At 62.2% G+C, this 17,347-nt stretch carries 15 protein-coding genes, 1 rRNA gene and 1 pseudogene; 7 read left to right on the forward strand and 10 right to left on the reverse strand.

What is annotated here, in order from left to right:
- Positions 1 to 329 precede the first annotated feature (329 nt).
- The 7 genes from AA098_RS21585 to AA098_RS21615 all read left to right on the forward strand — a co-directional run bounded on the left by AA098_RS21585 (position 330) and on the right by AA098_RS21615 (position 6,823).
- The gene (locus AA098_RS21585) at positions 330 to 1,136 is read left to right on the forward strand and encodes an NAD(P)-dependent oxidoreductase (RefSeq protein WP_003254828.1); all 807 of its coding nucleotides are present in this window, start codon (positions 330 to 332) and stop codon (positions 1,134 to 1,136) included.
- 22 nt (positions 1,137 to 1,158) lie between these two features.
- Positions 1,159 to 2,040, forward strand: coding sequence for an SMP-30/gluconolactonase/LRE family protein (locus tag AA098_RS21590; protein WP_003254829.1), 882 nt, complete (start codon positions 1,159 to 1,161; stop codon positions 2,038 to 2,040).
- Positions 2,041 to 2,104: 64 nt separating this feature from the next.
- On the forward strand, positions 2,105 to 3,076 hold the full coding sequence (locus tag AA098_RS21595; RefSeq protein ID WP_003254830.1) for a TRAP transporter substrate-binding protein: 972 nt from the start codon (positions 2,105 to 2,107) through the stop codon (positions 3,074 to 3,076).
- Between the two features lie 66 nt (positions 3,077 to 3,142).
- Entirely contained in the window at positions 3,143 to 3,670 is a 528-nt protein-coding gene (locus AA098_RS21600) for a TRAP transporter small permease (RefSeq protein ID WP_003254832.1), read from the forward strand.
- A complete protein-coding gene (locus tag AA098_RS21605) occupies positions 3,671 to 4,951 on the forward strand; it encodes a TRAP transporter large permease (protein WP_003254833.1) in 1,281 nt (426 codons plus the stop codon). It abuts the gene before it with no gap.
- A gap of 54 nt (positions 4,952 to 5,005) precedes the next feature.
- On the forward strand, positions 5,006 to 5,929 hold the full coding sequence (locus AA098_RS21610; protein ID WP_064614988.1) for an EamA family transporter: 924 nt from the start codon (positions 5,006 to 5,008) through the stop codon (positions 5,927 to 5,929).
- A gap of 24 nt (positions 5,930 to 5,953) precedes the next feature.
- The gene (locus AA098_RS21615; RefSeq protein ID WP_064614989.1) at positions 5,954 to 6,823 is read left to right on the forward strand and encodes an aldose 1-epimerase; all 870 of its coding nucleotides are present in this window, start codon (positions 5,954 to 5,956) and stop codon (positions 6,821 to 6,823) included.
- 73 nt (positions 6,824 to 6,896) lie between these two features.
- Here the strand turns inward: AA098_RS21615 and AA098_RS21620 are convergent, their stop codons facing one another.
- The 10 genes and pseudogenes from AA098_RS21620 to rrf all read right to left on the reverse strand — a co-directional run bounded on the left by AA098_RS21620 (position 6,897) and on the right by rrf (position 17,247).
- Positions 6,897 to 7,793, reverse strand: coding sequence for a LysR family transcriptional regulator (locus tag AA098_RS21620; protein ID WP_047603509.1), 897 nt, complete (start codon positions 7,791 to 7,793; stop codon positions 6,897 to 6,899).
- Between the two features lie 108 nt (positions 7,794 to 7,901).
- The gene (locus tag AA098_RS21625) at positions 7,902 to 9,938 is read right to left on the reverse strand and encodes a pyridoxamine 5'-phosphate oxidase family protein (RefSeq protein ID WP_064614990.1); all 2,037 of its coding nucleotides are present in this window, start codon (positions 9,936 to 9,938) and stop codon (positions 7,902 to 7,904) included.
- Positions 9,939 to 9,965: 27 nt separating this feature from the next.
- The gene (locus tag AA098_RS21630) at positions 9,966 to 10,595 is read right to left on the reverse strand and encodes a glutathione S-transferase family protein (protein ID WP_003254843.1); all 630 of its coding nucleotides are present in this window, start codon (positions 10,593 to 10,595) and stop codon (positions 9,966 to 9,968) included.
- A 169-nt stretch (positions 10,596 to 10,764) separates the two neighbouring features.
- Positions 10,765 to 11,316: a UPF0149 family protein gene (locus AA098_RS21635; protein ID WP_003254845.1), complete on the reverse strand. Its 552-nt coding sequence runs from the start codon at positions 11,314 to 11,316 to the stop codon at positions 10,765 to 10,767.
- A gap of 91 nt (positions 11,317 to 11,407) precedes the next feature.
- The gene (locus tag AA098_RS21640) at positions 11,408 to 12,397 is read right to left on the reverse strand and encodes an asparaginase (RefSeq protein WP_003254846.1); all 990 of its coding nucleotides are present in this window, start codon (positions 12,395 to 12,397) and stop codon (positions 11,408 to 11,410) included.
- Entirely contained in the window at positions 12,394 to 13,548 is a 1,155-nt protein-coding gene (locus AA098_RS21645; RefSeq protein ID WP_060538944.1) for a hypothetical protein, read from the reverse strand. The genes AA098_RS21640 and AA098_RS21645 overlap by 4 nt, the downstream gene beginning before the upstream one ends.
- A gap of 10 nt (positions 13,549 to 13,558) precedes the next feature.
- On the reverse strand, positions 13,559 to 14,455 hold the full coding sequence (locus tag AA098_RS21650) for a nitrilase family protein (RefSeq protein WP_003254849.1): 897 nt from the start codon (positions 14,453 to 14,455) through the stop codon (positions 13,559 to 13,561).
- Between the two features lie 210 nt (positions 14,456 to 14,665).
- A pseudogene (locus AA098_RS30295) lies at positions 14,666 to 14,869 on the reverse strand (amine oxidase); the annotation flags it as partial.
- Positions 14,870 to 15,011: 142 nt separating this feature from the next.
- On the reverse strand, positions 15,012 to 16,655 hold the full coding sequence (locus AA098_RS21655; RefSeq protein ID WP_003254851.1) for an acetolactate synthase large subunit: 1,644 nt from the start codon (positions 16,653 to 16,655) through the stop codon (positions 15,012 to 15,014).
- A gap of 476 nt (positions 16,656 to 17,131) precedes the next feature.
- Positions 17,132 to 17,247 (reverse strand): 5S ribosomal RNA (rrf, locus tag AA098_RS21660).
- Between the last annotated feature and the right edge of the window lie 100 nt (positions 17,248 to 17,347).

Raw genomic sequence — 17,347 nt, forward strand, 5'->3', positions numbered from 1 at the left:
CCGGCCTCTTCGCGGGTAAACCCGCTCCTACACGACGGCCTGCGCCCAACCACCGACCTGTGTCCACCCTCGATCTGGTGTAGGAGCGGGTTTACCCGCGAATACGGTAGCGGCGGCAACGGCGAACGGCGGGTGGAGATTGGCCAGCAGGGCCGGCCCATTCGCGGGTAAACCCGCTCCTACGGGCGACCGCGCAGGCCTTTCGCATTTTCTTATCCGCGAAAAGGCCGGCAAAAGCCGCCCAAGCCTCATTGACAACACACAGAACCACCGCCAATAATCACTCAAGTCATACGACAACCTACAACAACTAACAATAAGAGCCGGCCATGACCACTACCCCCTTCAATCGCCTGCTGCTCACTGGAGCCGCAGGCGGCCTGGGCAAGGTCCTTCGCGAACGCCTGAAAGGCTACGCCGAGGTCCTGCGCCTTTCCGACATCAGCCCCATGGCGCCTGCTGCTGGCCCGCATGAGGAAGTCATCACCTGCGACCTGGCCGACAAGGCTGCGGTGCATGCACTGGTCGAAGGCGTGGACGCCATCATCCACTTCGGCGGGGTTTCTACCGAGCACGCCTTCGAAGAGATTCTCGGCCCCAACATCTGCGGCGTGTTCCACGTGTACGAGGCGGCGCGCAAGCATGGGGTCAAGCGCATCATCTTCGCCAGCTCCAACCACACCATCGGTTTCTACCGCCAGGATGAGCGCATCGACGCTCACGCGCCACGCCGTCCCGACAGCTATTACGGGCTGTCCAAGTGCTACGGCGAAGATGTGGCCAGCTTCTACTTTGACCGCTACGGCATCGAGACCGTCAGCATTCGCATCGGCTCGTCGTTCCCGCAGCCACAGAACCCGCGCATGCTCTGCACCTGGCTGAGCTATGACGACTTGGTGCAACTGATCGAACGTGGCCTATCGACGCCCGACGTTGGCCATACCATCGTCTACGGCGCCTCCGACAATCGCACCGTGTGGTGGGACAACCGCCATGCCGCGCACCTGGGCTATGTGCCCAAGGACAGCTCGGAAGCCTTCCGCGCAGCCGTGGAGGCCCAACCGGCACCCGCCGCCGATGACCCGAGCATGGTCTACCAGGGCGGCGCTTTCGCCGTGGCCGGCCCGTTCAACTGACCCCACGCCAGGAGGCACGGCCATGAACTGCGAACTGATCGTCGACGCCCGTAACGGTACCGGCGAAAGCCCTGTGTGGCACCCCGGTGAACAGGCCCTGTACTGGGTAGACATTCCCGCTCGCCAATTGCATCGCTGGCAAGCGGCCGATGGCAAACACCAGTTCTGGCAAGGCGACGAGATGCTGGCCTGCATCGCCCGCAGCGGTCAGGGCTGGGTTGCGGGTATGGAAAGCGGCATCTTTCAGCTCCAGGCCAGGGCGGACGGCAGCCTGGACAGCCGGCTGCTCAGCAACGTGCAGCACGCCCAGGCCGGCATGCGCTTCAACGATGGCCGCTGCGACCGTCAGGGCCGCTTCTGGGCCGGGACCATGCTGCTGGACATGCAGCAAGGCGCCCATGTGGGTGCGCTGTACCGGCATGACGGCGAAGGCCACCTGCACCTGCAGCAGGACGGCATGATCGTGCCCAACGGCCTGGCGTTCAGCCCCGACGGCATGCGCATGTACCTGTCCGACTCACACCCCAACGTGCAGAAGGTGTGGGCCTTCGACTACGACACCGACAACGGCACGCCGCACAACAAGCGGCTGTTCGTCGACATGCGCGGCTACCCAGGACGCCCCGACGGCGCCGCGATCGACCAGGATGGCTGCTACTGGATCTGCGGCAACGACGCCGGGCAAGTTCACCGCTTCACCCCTGACGGGCGCCTCGACCGCTCGCTCAGCGTGCCGGTGAAAAAGCCGGCCATGTGCGCCTTTGGTGGCGCCAACCTCGACACCCTGTACGTCACCTCGATCCGCCCCGCGGGCATCGACCTCGGCGACCAGCCACTGGCTGGCGGGGTATTTGCCCTCAACCCTGGCACAAAGGGCCTGGAGGAACCTGCCTACCGGGGCTGAGCCCCACTGCCACACCCACACTTGCACGCCCGAAACCGGATAATAAAAACCACGGAGTTTCATCATGACGTTCAAACGCAAGCTGCTTCTTGCCGTACTCCCGTTCGCCTTCAGCGTGGCCATGCCCGCCTCGGCGCTGGACATCAAGTTCGCCGAAATCCACCCGGCCGGCTACCCGACCGTGGTCGCCGAGCAGAACATGGGTAAAAAGCTGGAACAGGCCAGCAATGGCGACATTACCTTCAAGATGTTCGCCGGCGGCGTGCTGGGATCGGAAAAGGAAGTGATCGAACAGGCTCAGATCGGCGCCGTGCAGATGACCCGCGTCAGCCTGGGGATCGTCGGCCCGGTAGTGCCGGATGTGAACGTGTTCAACATGCCGTTCGTGTTCCGCGACCATGAGCACATGCGCAAGATCATCGATGGCGAGATCGGCCAGGAGATCCTCGACAAGATCACCAACTCCGACTTCAACCTGGTGGCCTTGGCCTGGATGGACGGCGGCTCGCGCAGCATCTACACCAAAAAGCCGGTGCGCAGCCTGGAAGACCTCAAAGGCATGAAGATTCGCGTACAGGGCAACCCGCTGTTCATCGACATGATGAACGCCATGGGCGGCAACGGTATCGCCATGGACACCGGGGAAATCTTCAGTGCCCTGCAAACCGGGGTGATCGACGGCGCCGAGAACAACCCGCCGACCTTGCTTGAGCACAACCATTTCCAGAGCGCCAAGTACTACACCCTGACCGGCCACCTGATCCTGCCGGAGCCGGTGGTGATGTCCAAGACCACCTGGAACAAGCTCACTCCGGAGCAGCAGGTGCTGGTGAAAAAGGTCGCGCGCGAAGCACAGATGGAAGAGCGTGCGCTGTGGGACGCCAAGTCTGCCGCCAGCGAAGAGAAGCTCAAAGCCGCCGGTGTCGAGTTCATCACTGTCGATAAGAAACCGTTCTTCGAAGCCACCGCGTCGGTACGCGAGAAGTACGGCGCGCCGTACGCCGACCTGATGAAGCGTATCGACGCCGTCCAGTAATACCAGCCCCTTCCAAGACGACCTCGGCAGTGCGGCCGCCGCCGCCCTGCCGCTTTGGTGATGCCTATGAAATCGCTTTTCCTGAGCGTGAACGACACGCTGTACCGCAGTTGCATCTGGATCGCGGGCCTGTCGATCCTGGCCATGACGCTGATCATCCCGTGGGGCATCTTCGCCCGCTACGTGCTGGGCACCGGCTCCAGCTGGCCAGAGCCAGTCTCTATCCTGCTGATGGTGGTATTCACCTTCGTTGGTGCCGCCGCCAGCTATCGCGCCGGGGCGCATATGGCGGTGGGGATGATTACCGACCGATTGCCGCCGCTGCAGCGCCAGCTGGTCGCCCTGCTGGTACAACTGCTGATGATCGTGGTGTGCGTGTTCATGACCTATTACGGCACCCGGCTGTGCATCACCACCTGGAACCAGTCGCTGGCCTCGCTGCCCGGTGTGCGGGTCGGCATGACTTACGCGCCGATCCCGGTCGGCGGCGTGCTGACGCTGGTGTTCGTGCTGGAAAAACTCCTGCTGGGCGATCAGAGCAACCGCAAGGTCGTGCGCTTTGATCTGGTCGAAGAAAACGAAGGAGCTGCGTAAATGGAAGCGTTCATTCTGTTGGGCAGTTTCATCGTGCTGATTCTGATCGGCATGCCGGTAGCCTACGCCCTGGGCCTGTCGGCACTGATCGGCGCCTGGTGGATCGACATCCCGCTGCAGGCGATGATGATCCAGGTGGCCAGTGGGGTTAACAAGTTCTCGCTGCTGGCCATTCCATTCTTCGTGCTGGCCGGCGCGATCATGGCCGAAGGCGGCATGTCACGCCGGCTGGTGGCCTTTGCCGGGGTGCTGGTGGGCTTCGTGCGTGGCGGGCTGTCGCTGGTCAACATCATGGCCTCGACCTTCTTCGGTGCGATTTCCGGCTCGTCGGTAGCCGATACCGCCTCGGTGGGCTCGGTGCTGATCCCGGAGATGGAGCGCAAAGGCTACCCGCGTGAATTTTCCACCGCCGTGACCGTCAGCGGCTCGGTGCAGGCGCTGCTGACCCCGCCCAGCCACAACTCGGTGCTGTACTCGCTGGCGGCGGGCGGCACGGTGTCGATCGCCTCGCTGTTCATGGCGGGGGTGATGCCCGGCCTGCTGCTGAGCGCGGTGATGATGGGCCTGTGCCTGTTGTTCGCCAAGAAGCGCAACTACCCCAAGGGCGAAGTGATCCCGCTGCGCCAGGCGCTGAAAATTGCCGGTGAGGCGCTGTGGGGCCTGATGGCCATGGTCATCATCCTCGGCGGTATCCTGTCGGGGGTGTTCACCGCCACCGAATCGGCAGCCGTGGCAGTGGTGTGGTCGTTCTTCGTGACCATGTTCATCTACCGCGACTACAAGTGGCGCGACCTGCCCAAGCTGATGCACCGCACAGTACGGACCATCTCCATCGTGATGATCCTGATCGGCTTTGCCGCCAGCTTCGGCTACGTAATGACGCTGATGCAGATCCCGTCGAAGATCACCACGGCGTTCCTGACCCTGTCGGACAACCGCTACGTGATCCTGATGTGCATCAACTTCATGTTGTTGCTGCTGGGCACGGTGATGGACATGGCGCCGCTGATCCTGATCCTTACGCCGATCCTGCTGCCGGTGATTACCGGTATCGGCGTGGACCCGGTGCACTTTGGCATGATCATGTTGGTGAACCTGGGTATCGGGCTGATCACCCCGCCGGTGGGAGCGGTGTTGTTTGTCGGCTCGGCCATCGGCAAGGTGAGTATCGAGTCGACGGTGAAGGCGCTGATGCCGTTCTACCTGGCGCTGTTCCTGGTGCTGATGGCAGTGACTTACATTCCAGCGATCTCGCTGTGGCTGCCTAGCGTGGTGCTGTAATTATGAACGGGGGCCGCTTGGCGGCCCCTGGGCTCTTGCAAATGGATCCTGCACATGGCTGTCCCCTCCTCGGCTGTACCGCTTTTCCCCCGCAAACTGGCCATCGCCTTGCTCGCCCTGCTGGCCTGTTCATTCGCCGGTAACCACATCGCCGCGCGCATCGCCTTCGATGACGGCACCGGCGTGCTGCTGGCCATCCTCTGCCGCTCTGGCATCACCTTCCTGGTACTGGCCGGGCTGCTGCTGTGGCAACGCCAGGCCCTGGCCCTGCCCGCTGGTGCGCACCGGTGGCAGCTGCTGCTCGGCCTGCTGATTGCCACCCAGAGCCTGTGCCTGTACTCGGCGGTGGCGCGTATTCCAGTGGCTTTGGCGCTGCTGGTGGGCAACACCTTCCCGATGCTGCTGGCGCTGCTCACCTGGGCGCTGGGCGGCGCACGCCCCACGGGCCGCACCGTACTGTTCATGGGCCTGATCCTGTGCGGCCTGGTGCTGGCGCTGGATGTCCCGGCACGCCTGGCCGACAGCGCTGCGGCCAACCCGCACTGGGTGCCAGGGGTCAGCCTGGCCTTCGGCGCCGCCTGTGCCTTTGCCTGCGCCTTGTGGATCACCGACCATAAACTGGCCAGCGTGCGCGGCCCCGTGCGCAGCCTGCTGACTTTGCTGATCGTGTTCTCCAGCATGCTGGTTGCAGGCGCAAGCGGCGTGATGCCGTCCGGTTTGTCACTGCCAGGCAGCAGCAGTGGCTGGGCGGCCTTGGCCAGCCTGGTAGTGCTGTATGGCTTGGCCTTCACCTTGCTGTTCGTTTGTGTGCCAAGGCTGAACATGGCGCAGAACGCCCCCGTGATGAACGTCGAACCCATCGCCACGCTACTGCTGGGCTGGGCCTTGCTCGACCAGCAACTGGGCACCCTGCAATTACTCGGCGGCGCGGTGGTGGTGTGCGGCATCGTGCTGCTCACCTACCGTCGGGCCAATTGATCGTTCATTTAAATGGAGCCTTGAATGTCTGTGACCGAACTGCACCTGCAGGACCGCCTGACCCGCCTGAGCCTGGCTCCGGAGTTGGGCGCCAGCCTGGTCAACTGGGAAGTGAAAGCGACCGGGCAAGCGCTGCTGCGCCATTCCGACCTGGCCGCACTAAAAAGTGGTACGCCACGACGCCTCGCCTGCTACCCACTGGCGCCTTGGTCCAACCGCATTGGCGAGGGTGGCTTTGCCCGACCCGAGGGGTGGCAGGCACTGGCACCCAATACCGGGCATGACCCTTACCCGATCCATGGCAGTGCCTGGCAGCAGGCCTGGCAGGTGGAGCACCACAGTGAACAGCGAGCACGGCTGACGCTAGACAGTGCTGTGCCGTTTGCTTACCGGGCCACGCTGGATGTGCATCTGCATGAGGGGTGCCTGAACCTGGACCTGCATGTAACCCATCTGGATGAGTCGGCCAACTGGTACGGGTTGGGGTTGCACCCTTACTTTCCGCGGTATCCCGATACCAAGTTGTACGCATCGGCACGCAACGTGTGGCTGGCCGAGGATGGGCGGTTGCCGTCGTACCAGGCCGAGGTGCCCGAACAATGGCGCTTCAATGCCATGGGGCGTTTACCCGAGACAGTGGTTGATCACGCCTTCAATGGCTGGCCAGGGGAGTGTGTGATCGAACAGCCCAGCGCGGGTTATCGACTGGCGTGCAGTGCCAATGGGGCCGAACACTTCTTGCTGTATTGCCCGCAGGGGCAAGGTTTTTTCTGCTTTGAACCTGTTAGCCACCCAATCAATGCGCATCACCTGCCAGGGCGACCAGGGTTGCGGTTGCTGAACCGGGGGGAGGCAATGACCCTGGGGTTCAGGATGCAGTATCGGGCGTTGTGAGCGGGCTGCCTGAAAAAGGGCCGTCACGATAGCGAACATTGTCTGGCGCCATTTCTCGACGCGCTGAACGGCCTCAATCCAGCTGCTGATCGCGCAAGTCTTGCGCCAGCATGTCGATAAAGGCCCTGACCTTGGCCGAGCCGTACTTGCTTTCGCGGTGCAGCACATGAATGGGCCAGGGCGCCTCTTCGTACTCGGCCAGCAGCACCTGTAACTCCCCGCTAGCCAGTTCGTCCGCCACCTGGTACGACAGCAGCCGGGCAATCCCCAGCCCGCCGCTGGCAGCTGCGATTGCCCCGTCATTGCTGGTTACCGTCAGCCGTGGCTTCATGCGCACCAAGGTCGGCTCGTCGGTCACTCCGAAGCGCCAACCCGCCCGCGGCGACAGGTTGGTGGTGCCGATTATCGCATGCCCGGCCAGGTCCGACGGATGCTTCGGCACACCATGGCGCGCCAGGTAGTCGGGCGAGGCACACAACATGCGCCGCACCCTGCCCACCCGCAACGCCTTCAACCCGGAGTCGGGCAACGGCCCGATGCGCACGGCCACGTCCATGCCCTCTTCGACCATGTTCACCACGCGGTCGAGAAAAAACGCGGAAACGTCGACTTCCGGGTACTGCTGCAGGTAACGGACGATGCACGGCATGACGAACTTCTTGCCGAACAAAATCGGCGCGGTCACCGCCAGGTCGCCCCTGGGAGTCGCGTTGATGCCGGCAGCGGCTTCATTGGCCTCGTGGATACTGGCGAGGATGTGCCGGGTGTCTTCCAGATAGCGGCCGCCGGCCTCGGTCAGACGCACGCTGCGGGTTGTACGCAGCAACAGTTTGACCCCGAGCTGCTCTTCCAGGGCGCTGACGGCGCGGGTGACGGCGGCCGCAGAAATGTCCAGACGGCGGGCAGCCGCGGCGAAGCTTTCCAGCTCGCCGACGGCGACGAATACCTTCATCAGGTGGATCTGGTCCATGCGGGCTCCTGAGGGTAATGGGGCGTGCGGATTATCGTTCATCTGGATGCGTGGTGTTAGCTGTGCCGGCCTCTTCGCGGGCAAGCCCGCTCCTACGACTGGCTTCAATCAGACATCCAGCACCAACGCCTGCATCCCCTCCTCCCCCTTCGCTGGCACAGCACAACAGATCAGCACCGACCCTGCCTCCGGCAACTCTGCCGGCGGATTCGGATAATGCACCTGGCCGCTCACCAGCCGGGTCTTGCAGGTACCACACGAACCACCCCGGCAACTGAACTCCGGTGCCAGCCCACGCGCCTCGGCCAGTTCCAGCAAGGTGCCGCTACCGGGAACCCAGCGAGCCTCCTTGGCCGACGCAGCAAAATACACCGGCACCGGTTCGTCGGCGGCAGGCGGCTGTTGCAAGATTGGCTGGTCTGCGTCGGTGTGCCGCCGCAGCGTCGACGGGCCAAACGCTTCGGCGTGAATCCGCGCATCCGGCACATGCACCCCACGCAGCCCTTCGTAAAGCTGCTGGGTGAAGCTGCCCGGCCCACACAGGTAGAAATCGTAGTCGTCCAACGCCAGCGTTGCCTTGACCTGTTCGATACCCAACCGGCCGGCAAACTCGTAATCACGACCGACCTGCGCGTGCCCTTCAGGCTGGCTCAGGGCGCGGTGTATATGCAGTAGTTCGCCAGCCTGTTGCTGCAAGGTCGCCAGTTCCTGCTGGAACGGCAAGTCGGCCAGGCTGCGTGCGCCATGGAACAGATGAATGCGCCGGGCCTGCCCCGTCCTCAACTGCTGACGCAGCATGGCCAGCAACGGCGTGATGCCCACGCCCGCGCCGATCAGCACCAACGGGCGCGTGCTTTGCTGATCAAGCGTGAAGCTGCCCATCGGCGGCCGCACATTCAACACCTCGCCGGCCACAACGTGCTCATGCAAATACCGCGAAGCCGGGCCCTGGGCTTTGACGCTGATGCGCAAGAATCCATCGTCGGGGGCACTTGAAAGGCTGTAGGTGCGGATCAGCGCCGGCTCGCCATCACGCGTCACCTGCACAGGCAGATGCTGGCCAGGGGCAAAGGCCACACGGCAGCCTGCCGGTGGTTCGAGATAGAACGAGCGGATGTCGCGGCTTTCCTGCTCCACCCGCAGCACCCGCCAGGCCAGCCATTGGCGCTGTTGTTGCCGCTGCTCCAGGCGCGCATCGGCCTCGGCCCAGGTACCGGTCATCAGACTGGTCGGCGCGTATTCCTTGAAAGCCCAGCGCAGGGCAACGGCTGCCGGACGCCACACCACCTGCTCGACCTGCAGTGTCCATAACCGCTCAGCCCCTTCAAAGGCCTGGATGGCCGGGCTGTCCAGCAGCACCTCGGCACGCCCGTACAGTTGCAACACATTGCCATTATTGAAGTCGATGAACAGCAAGCCGGCCCGCGGGTTGACCACCAGGTTACCCAAGGTGTTGAAATGCAGATTGCCAGCATAGTCGGGAATCGTCAGCCGATTGCCTTCGACCTTGATGAACCCTGGCCGGCCACCCCGGTGAGAGACATCTACCGAGCGCTGGCCGTCAGCATGCTCGACATAGCTGGCGACGAAGAAGGTATCGGCCGCCTGGATCATGCTGACGGTTGAGGTATCCAGTGTTGTCGCATCGATGCGCCCGAGGGCGGGTTCGGTGACGCGGGTGTAGTCACGCAACTGGATGTACTGCGGGCAGTTGCCAAACGCCTGCTCTACGGCCACGTGCAGTTGCCCTTGGGCAGCGTGGCGGATCTGCCCGTTGATACGATTGCGCCGACGGGTGTGCAGTTCGATCCCCAGCAGGCCGACCGCCTGCCCGGCTGCCAACCCGGGGGTGGCGGGGTCATCTGCTGGCAGCGTGGTGTGGATCGTCAGCATACGAGGGTCGGGCGAGCTTACGAACCCTTCTGGCCCCTCCAGCAGCGTGGCCCAAGGCCGACCCTGGGCATCCACACTGGCGGCGACCATGAAGGGTAACTGGTGATAGAACGTTCGGTGCTGGTCGGGCATGTGGTCACGAATGACCTTTTGCCCGAACGCCTCCATGCGTTCTGCTACACCGACCTTTTCCTGCAGGGTCTTTTCACCCGTATGCCAGGGCGAGGGGCGGTGATCAGGAGATTGTTGCATGGCGGCGCTCCTCGCGATGGCGGGGTTTCAGGCGTGGGTTTGCAGCCCGATTACGGTGCGCGGCATGGGAACGAAATGCGGCAGCGCCTCGATCCGCGCCAGCCAGTTGCGCACATTGGCATAGGGCTCCAGCGACACGTTGCCTTCAGGGGCGTGAGCGATGTAGGAGTAGTTGGCAATGTCCGCAATCGTGGGTGTGCTACCCGCCAGGAATGGCGTCTTCGCCAACTCGGCATCGATCACCTTGAGCAAGGTGTGGGCACGGGAAATCACTTCGTCGGCATTGAATGAAGCCCCGAACACCGTGACCAGGCGGGCGGCGGCCGGGCCAAAGGCCAGCGGGCCGGCAGCGACTGATAACCAGCGTTGCACACGGGCGGCGGCGGCAGGTTCTTCGGGCAGCCAGGCACCGTTGTCATATTTTTTGGCCAGGTAGACGAGGATGGCGTTGGAGTCGGCAATCACCGTGCCGTTGTCATCGATGACCGGAACCTGGCCGAACGGGTTGAGGGCGAGGAAGTCCGGCTGCTTGTGCGCGCCTTTGGCCAGGTCGACGAACACCAGCTCGGTGGGCAGGTTCAGTAGCGAGAGCATCAACTCGATGCGATGAGCATGGCCAGACTTGGGGAAGTTGTAGAGCTTGATCGGGTTCGACATGGGCTTGGCTCCTGGTCAGCGCCGGGATGGGGCTGATGGAGCACATGCTGCACTGGATCGGCTGGTAGCAGAATCAGTGCGCAGGGGAAACCATAATTTCGCAGGGCGGAATAATGGTTTCCAAACACTTGCGCTGGCGCCTGCAGGTGAGCGCTAGCCTACGATCCGATCAGTGCAGTTTTTTGAAATGTCGGTACAGCCCACGCGCAGCCTCGACCACCTGCGGCACACAGGCCTGGATATCCTCATCGCTCATCTGGTCCAGCAGCTCGAAGTTATCTTCCAACCCATGTAGCGAAATGGCCCTGAGGAGCGGGGCCTGCTCCGGTGGCAACTCGCCCCAACCGGCCACCTGGGTACCGCGCATGTAGCCGAAACACCACTCCTCCATCACGATCACAGTGCCCTGCTCGCATTCGCGTTCCTCGAACAGCGGTTCGAACTGGTCGACCTCATTGCTCAGTTCTTCTGCCACCTGGCTGGCATAACGCAGCATCAATGCCGTGTAGGCCTCCTCATGGGCGGGCTTCTTGAACTTCGGTACCTTGCCACCCGCTACCGCCGGCAGCCATTGTTCCGGCAGGACAGTGATCGGCGAACTGGCGAGTGCGACGAAAAAGCCATTGAGCTCGGCCAGGTCCAGCACCGAGTAGTCATTGCCATAGGTGATCAGCAGGTCTTCGAGGCGGTCGAGTTCTTTTTCGCTGAGTACGGGGAGCATGGGTAAGAATCCTGGGAAGCAAAAGTGTGTGCACCCTAGCACAGCAACGCCGGAAGGGCTGCCCGCGCGAACGTCCGCGCGGGCAGATGGTTCAGGGCTGCAACCAGGCCTGCAGCTCATGTTGCCGGTCGGTGCCTATCAGCAGCCACAGCAAGATGCGGCATTTGCGCGGGCAGAGTTGCCCAGCCATGTAGACGCCTTTTTTCTGCAAGTCGATTTCTGCGCCAGCAAACCCGTAGGTTGCCCGGGCTGTAGGCCCTCTCCCAGTGCGTGTAGCAACCAATACCGGCAAGGTGGGCGCCAGGTGTTCCAGCACTTCGGACCAACTGGCAGAAACATGACCAGCACCGAAACCGGCGATGACCACCCCCTCGTAACCCAATGCGGCCACAGCCTGCAGCAGCGCCGTGTCTGCGTCCAGGCAGGCTTCCAGCAGGGCAACGCGCTGGTCGGTGCGATACGGTAACGGCAACACTTCCCGTCGCCCGGGCGGATGGCGATACAACACAACACCCTCCACAACGTCGCCCAACGGGCCACATCCGGGCGACTCGAATGCCGCCATCGCCAGGCTGGCCGTCTTGCGAACCCTTGCCGCGCAGTGGACCTGATCATTCATGACCACAAGCACACCTCGCCCACGGCTGTCTTGTGCCAATGCAACCTGAGCCGCAGCCAACAAATTGGCCGGCCCATCATTGCCCGGCTGACTCGCCGAGCGCATGGCACCGGTCATCACCAATGGCGCATCGAATGGCCAGAGCAGATCCAGGAAATAGGCCGTTTCCTCAAGGCTGTCGGTCCCTTGGCTCAATACCAAAGCCTGGGCTCCGCGCTCCACCTCGCCCCGGGCCCATGCCAGCACCTCCAGCAACGTCGCGAAGCCCAGCGATGCACTGGGGAGCAGGCACAATGAAGCAACGTTCAACTGCGCCATCTCGCGCAACTGTGGAACCTGAAGCAGTTGCCGCTCACAATCCAGGCTTGGCGTCACACCATCCCCGACAGTACCCAGCCGCATACTGACCGTGCCGCCCAGAGTGGCGATCGACAGCCTGGGCAGGCTCGAATGTTCACTCATGCTTCTCCCCCCACAACCAAACCGACTACCGGCACGATGCCCAGCGTGCAGATGGCCATCGACACCACATTGCCGATGTAGCCATGCACATAGGCCGGCAACCGCTGAGTGATCGCCACTGCCAGCGGCGGAGCCAACAGTGCACCCAGCACTGCACTGGCCACCACCACTTGCCAACTGCCGCCATGTGTCAAGACCGCGGCCGGGACGATCGACACAATCGGAATGTAGGTGGGGTACCACCCACGGGCTTTCCACTGTCCACGCCAGCATACAACCCCGACCAGGGATGCCAGGGCCTGCCCGGCCACCATCTGCATCACCAACATAGAACCGTATGACAGTGCAGCCGGGCTCAACAGGTATGCCAGCAACACACCCAGCAATAGCCCGAGGCTGGCCAGCTCATTACCAAAGAATGGGGCTTCGCTGAAGTCGGCCAGAACGCGCCGCAAAGTCCAGACCACACCGTAGTCAGGCTGATTGACAACCGGCGCCACGACGGTGGGTTCACCGCATTGGCGTACCCATGAAGGAAAGCGCTTGCACAGGATGAAGGCCACGACGCTTGCCACAGCCATGCCACTCACATTGCCCACTACCACGGGCAACTGCAGGGGATAACACAGGTAATTGACCATCAGCAGGCTGGCCGGTGTTACCAGTAGTGCCCCCAGTAGCGCCCCCGTGATCGTCACCCGCCAGCCCGCACCAAAAAGCAAGACCATGGCTGCCGGCAATGACACGAAGGCAACGAACGTTGGTTGCCAGATGCCACTGGCCAAGGTCCATCCCCACAACGCATGGCTGAGCAGCAAGCCCAAGAGCGAGCTGGTAAACACCCATGGCCATAATCCGCTGCCATAGCAAATGGCAAAGCCCTGCCAGCGGTACCCTCGCACCTGCGCCCAGTGCGCCAGGCACGCGCCCAGCAGCAAGCCCAGCGCGGGTAGTTCGTGCTTGTAGAAAGCCACTTCACTGATATCACCAACAATCCAGCGCAAGCGGCTGAGCGGCTCATCGAGCGTCGCCACCCTCTGTGCATAATCCAGCCATTGGCCATGGGCAAGGCTTGCAGCGAGAAACACCAGCAGGCAGCCGAACATCAACACAAGCCAATGCTGCTGTCGTGAGAAGAAGCGCGTGTTCATTCGCAACTCCTCAACGTGGCATAGGTGCATGCAAGCGATAGCCAAGGGTGGCATCGTAGAGGTCGGTGCGCCGGTCTCTTGGCAGGTCGTTGAGGCTGTTCCAGATCGGTGCCGAGCGTGCACTGCTCAAATCGACATCGGCATAGATAATCTCCTCGGCTTCTGCACTGCCCACCTCGCCGATCGGCCAGCCATGAGTACCGGCGATCAGCGAGCAGCCCAGGAAGCGCCCGCCCCGCTCACTGCCGACCCGGTTCGCGGCGGCGATATAAACGTTGTTGACATGCGCTGCCGTCATGGTCAGGTACGAGGCCATGCAGCGCCCTGCATCATCGAACAACGGCGGCGGGGTCCATACCCAGTTGTTGAGGCTGCAGATGATGTCGGCACCTTGCGCGGCCATCACCCGTGGTACTTCCGGGAACCAGATGTCCCAGCAGATCAGCAGGCCGATACGGCCGATAGGCGTCTCGAACACCGGGAACCCCAGGTCACCAGGGGTGAACCAAAGCTTTTCCTGGTTCCACAGATGCGCTTTGCGGTAGTGCCCGAGCAGGCCTTCGGGGCCAAACAGTACAGCACTGTCGTATAACTTCAGCCCGTCACGTTCGGCAAACCCCGCAGCCAGGTATACCTGGTACTGCTTGGCGAAGTCGGCCCAGGTTTTCAGGCAAGGGCCGTCCTGCAGCACCTGCGCATGGGAATAGGCTTCGGCACGGGAGTTGAAGGTGTAGCCCGTGTTGGCCAGTTCAGGCAGTACGATCAGGTTGGCACCTTCGCGTGCTGCGCGCCGGGCCAATGCCAGGCCTCTGCTCACGTTGCTCTCACAGTGTTCAAGACCGACCTGAGGGTCGTACTGGATGACAGCGATACGTACGGGGCTGACGGGGGAACAGGATTCAGACATGGCGGCTTCCTTCTTGTGGTTGTTTTGGAAGGACGCCAGTAAAGCGATGTTGGGTCAGGGAGCGACAGTCAGGAGAGTCCTATGGAACCAAAGGAAAATCACACAATGGCAGTAGGACTCCCCCTACAAAATGACCCGTACGCCGTTATTTCCCAACCTGATAGTGGGGGTAGTACTCAAGGGTAAAGTCACCATTGAACTGTGCTGAAGCAACCCGGTAACTCCGGCACCGACGATGCAAATGCGGTGATCGGGTTGTGTGGCACGTGCGACGCCGCCCTCTTGTTCGAGAAGCCGGCGGTAGTCGAAGCAGAGATCCGGGGGATTAGGGAAACGTGCGGCCCATGGCTGCATAGGCAGTGATGGGTCGATGGCCAGATCGGCAGGAGGGTTGTGTGTCGAACCAATAGTCATGTTCTCGGGTTCTCCATGAGTAGAGAACCTGAGAATGATCAATTGCAACAGGCGTGAAGTGGTTGCCATCTACCACCCGCCGGCACCTACAGGATCTGAGATACCTGTGGGTGCCGGCTTACAGCGATAAGGTCGTCAGGGCTTACACCGCCAGCGCGCGCTCACGCAGCTCGCTGTTGAGGATGCGGTCGTTCTCGCTGTAATCGACCGGGCAGTCGATCACGTGCACACCTGGGGTCTTGATGCAGTGCTCCAGCAGCGGCAGCAGGCCTTCGGCGCTTTCCACGCGGTGGCCGTTGGCGCCGTAGGCTTCGGCATACTTGACGAAGTCCGGGTTGCCGTAGTCCAGGCCGAAATCGGTGAAGCCCATGTTGGCCTGCTTCCAGCGGATCATGCCGTAGCCGTCGTCACGCAGGATCACCACGGTGATGTGCATGCCCAGACGTACTGCAGTCTCCAGTTCCTGGCTGTTCATCATGAAGCCGCCGTCACCACACACCGAGATTACCGGGCGGTCCGGGTGCACCAGGTGCGCAGCCATTGCCGATGGCAGGCCGGCGCCCATGGTCGCCAGGGCGTTGTCCAGCAGCACGGTGTTTGGCTTGTGCGCTTTGTAGTTGCGGGCGAACCAGATCTTGTAGATGCCGTTGTCCAGGGCGACGATGCCTTCGGACGGCAGTACACGACGGATGTCAGCCACCATGCGCTGTGGGTAGACCGGGAAGCGGTCGTCGTCGGCGCCTTCGGCGATCTGTGCTTCGTTGGCTTCACGGATGGCCATCAGGCGGGTGAAGTCCCAGTGCGACGTGTCGTTCAGTGCTTCACTGATCTGCCACACGGCGTTGGCGATGTCGCCGATCACTTCTACTTGCGGGAAGTACACGGCATCGACTTCGGCAGAGCGGAAGTTGATGTGGATGACTTCGGTGCCGCCACGGACCATGAAGAACGGCGGCTTCTCGATCACATCGTGGCCAATGTTGACGATCAGGTCGGCGGCTTCGACGGCGCGGTGAACGAAGTCGCCCGACGACAGCGCAGCGTTGCCAAGGAAGCGCGGGTGGCGCTCGTCGACCACGCCTTTACCCATTTGGGTGGTGATGAACGGGATGCCGGTCTTGTCGATCAGTTGCTTGAGGACCTTGGCGGTCATCTTGCGGTTGGCACCGGCACCGATCACCAGGATCGGGTTACGCGCGTTCTGCAGTTTCTCGACGGCAGCTTCAATGGCCACGTGCTCGGCCAGCGGGCGGCGGTGCAGGCTGCGCGGGATCGGCAGCGCGTCGGTCTGCTCGGCGGCGATGTCTTCCGGCAGCTCCAGGTGCACCGCACCCGGCTTTTCTTCTTCGGCCAGGCGGAAGGCTTCGCGCATGCGGGCCGGGATGTTGTCGGCCGAGGCGAACTGGTGGGTGTACTTGGTGATGGGGTCCATCATGCCGCACACGTCAATGATCTGGAAGCGACCCTGCTTGGACTTCTTGATCGGCTTCTGCCCGGTGATCATCATCATCGGCATGCCGCCCAGGTAGGCGTAGGCGCTGGCGGTCACCAGGTTGGTGGCACCAGGGCCGAGGGTCGACAGGCTGACGCCGGTCTTGCCGGTCAGACGACCGTAAGTGGCAGCCATGAAACCTGCAGACTGCTCGTGACGGGTCAGTACCAGCTTGATCTTCGACTTGCGCAGGGATTCGAGCAGGTCGAGGTTTTCCTCACCGGGAATGCCGAATACATACTCGACACCTTCGTTTTCCAGGCATTGCACAACGACATCGGCGGCCTTGGCCATCTTGCTTGCTACCTCAAGTGATGGGACGGGGAAGTCCAGAAATGCGCAGCACGGTACGCTGGCATCGCCAGGTCCAGAGCAGAAGTGCCCCGAACCAAAGTCTTGACGTAGGGGGGGGGCGGGAAAGTCACGTTAATGATGCGTGGAGGCCAATCTAGCCTGGCGTCGCACCATCCTCTGTAGGAGCGGGTTTACCCGCGAAGAGGCCGGCCCTGCTGGCCAATCCCCACTTGCCGTTCACCGTTGCCGCCGCCACCGTATTCGCGGGTAAACCCGCGCCTACACAGATGGTGGTGGACACACATCGGGGGGTGGACACAGGCCGTCGTAGGAGCGGGTTTACCCGCGAACACCGGCGAAGCCGGTGCCCTCCACCGAGCTGCCTGTTCCCACAGTGATTCGAGCAGGTCCAGTTTTTTTGCCCACAAAGACAAAACCCCTACCTGCATGCGCAGATAGGGGTTTTGCGAAATGAATCTTGACGATGACCTACTCTCACATGGGGAAACCCCACACTACCATCGGCGATGCATCGTTTCACTACTGAGTTCGGGATGGGATCAGGTGGTTCCAATGCTCTATGGTCGTCAAGAAATTCTGTTGCCAGAATGTCCAGATGGACGGCCCAGCGAATCCGGATATGCGATATTTGTGGCTTACGAATTTTCGGGTCTTTCGTCTTCACCACCGCA

This window comes from Pseudomonas sp. JY-Q (genome assembly GCF_001655295.1).
In the GTDB taxonomy this organism is placed as follows: Bacteria; Pseudomonadota; Gammaproteobacteria; order Pseudomonadales; family Pseudomonadaceae; genus Aquipseudomonas; species Aquipseudomonas alloputida.

What these genes read in the sequence shown, in the direction of transcription:
- AA098_RS21625 (WP_064614990.1), bottom strand. Translation starts at nt 9,938, where the DNA reads ATGCAACAATCTCCTGATCACCGCCCCTCGCCCTGGCATACGGGTGAA.
- AA098_RS21640 (WP_003254846.1), bottom strand. Translation starts at nt 12,397, where the DNA reads ATGAGTGAACATTCGAGCCTGCCCAGGCTGTCGATCGCCACTCTGGGC.
- AA098_RS21630 (WP_003254843.1), bottom strand. Translation starts at nt 10,595, where the DNA reads ATGTCGAACCCGATCAAGCTCTACAACTTCCCCAAGTCTGGCCATGCT.
- AA098_RS21655 (WP_003254851.1), bottom strand. Translation starts at nt 16,655, where the DNA reads ATGGCCAAGGCCGCCGATGTCGTTGTGCAATGCCTGGAAAACGAAGGT.
- AA098_RS21595 (WP_003254830.1), top strand. Translation starts at nt 2,105, where the DNA reads ATGACGTTCAAACGCAAGCTGCTTCTTGCCGTACTCCCGTTCGCCTTC.
- AA098_RS21605 (WP_003254833.1), top strand. Translation starts at nt 3,671, where the DNA reads ATGGAAGCGTTCATTCTGTTGGGCAGTTTCATCGTGCTGATTCTGATC.
- AA098_RS21635 (WP_003254845.1), bottom strand. Translation starts at nt 11,316, where the DNA reads ATGCTCCCCGTACTCAGCGAAAAAGAACTCGACCGCCTCGAAGACCTG.
- AA098_RS21600 (WP_003254832.1), top strand. Translation starts at nt 3,143, where the DNA reads ATGAAATCGCTTTTCCTGAGCGTGAACGACACGCTGTACCGCAGTTGC.
- AA098_RS21610 (WP_064614988.1), top strand. Translation starts at nt 5,006, where the DNA reads ATGGCTGTCCCCTCCTCGGCTGTACCGCTTTTCCCCCGCAAACTGGCC.
- AA098_RS21585 (WP_003254828.1), top strand. Translation starts at nt 330, where the DNA reads ATGACCACTACCCCCTTCAATCGCCTGCTGCTCACTGGAGCCGCAGGC.
- AA098_RS21590 (WP_003254829.1), top strand. Translation starts at nt 1,159, where the DNA reads ATGAACTGCGAACTGATCGTCGACGCCCGTAACGGTACCGGCGAAAGC.
- AA098_RS21615 (WP_064614989.1), top strand. Translation starts at nt 5,954, where the DNA reads ATGTCTGTGACCGAACTGCACCTGCAGGACCGCCTGACCCGCCTGAGC.
- AA098_RS21650 (WP_003254849.1), bottom strand. Translation starts at nt 14,455, where the DNA reads ATGTCTGAATCCTGTTCCCCCGTCAGCCCCGTACGTATCGCTGTCATC.
- AA098_RS21620 (WP_047603509.1), bottom strand. Translation starts at nt 7,793, where the DNA reads ATGGACCAGATCCACCTGATGAAGGTATTCGTCGCCGTCGGCGAGCTG.
- AA098_RS21645 (WP_060538944.1), bottom strand. Translation starts at nt 13,548, where the DNA reads ATGAACACGCGCTTCTTCTCACGACAGCAGCATTGGCTTGTGTTGATG.